The 452-nt window shown below is 34.7% G+C and carries 1 pseudogene; it reads left to right on the top strand.

Features of this window, described 5'->3' with window-relative positions:
- Positions 1-74 precede the first annotated feature (74 nt).
- Positions 75-452, top strand: a pseudogene (locus KJS37_RS10360) (IS6-like element IS1216 family transposase); the annotation flags it as partial.

Raw genomic sequence — 452 nt, 5'->3', positions numbered from 1 at the left:
GGTTCTGTTGCAAAGTTTTAAATCTACTATCAAATAAGGTAGAATAATAGAAAAAGATAGCAGGAGGAATGACGATGAATCATTTTAAAGGAAAGCAATTTCAGCAGGATGTGATTATTGTAGCCGTGGGCTACTATCTTCGTTATAACCTTAGCTATCGTGAAGTTCAAGAAATCTTATATGATCGTGGCATTAACGTTTCTCATACGACGATTTATCGTTGGGTGCAAGAATATGGCAAACTACTCTATCAAATTTGGAAAAAGAAAAATAAAAAATCCTTTTATTCATGGAAAATGGATGAAACGTACATCAAAATTAAAGGAAAATGGCATTATTTGTATCGAGCCATCGATGCAGATGGTTTAACCTTGGATATTTGGTTACGTAAAAAACGGGACACACAAGCAGCCTATGCTTTTCTTAAGCGGTTAGTGAAGCAGTTTGATGAA

It is taken from the genome of Lactococcus formosensis (genome assembly GCF_018403745.1).
In the GTDB taxonomy this organism is placed as follows: Bacteria; Bacillota; Bacilli; order Lactobacillales; family Streptococcaceae; genus Lactococcus; species Lactococcus formosensis.
This window is presented reverse-complemented; position numbering and strand designations above follow the sequence as displayed.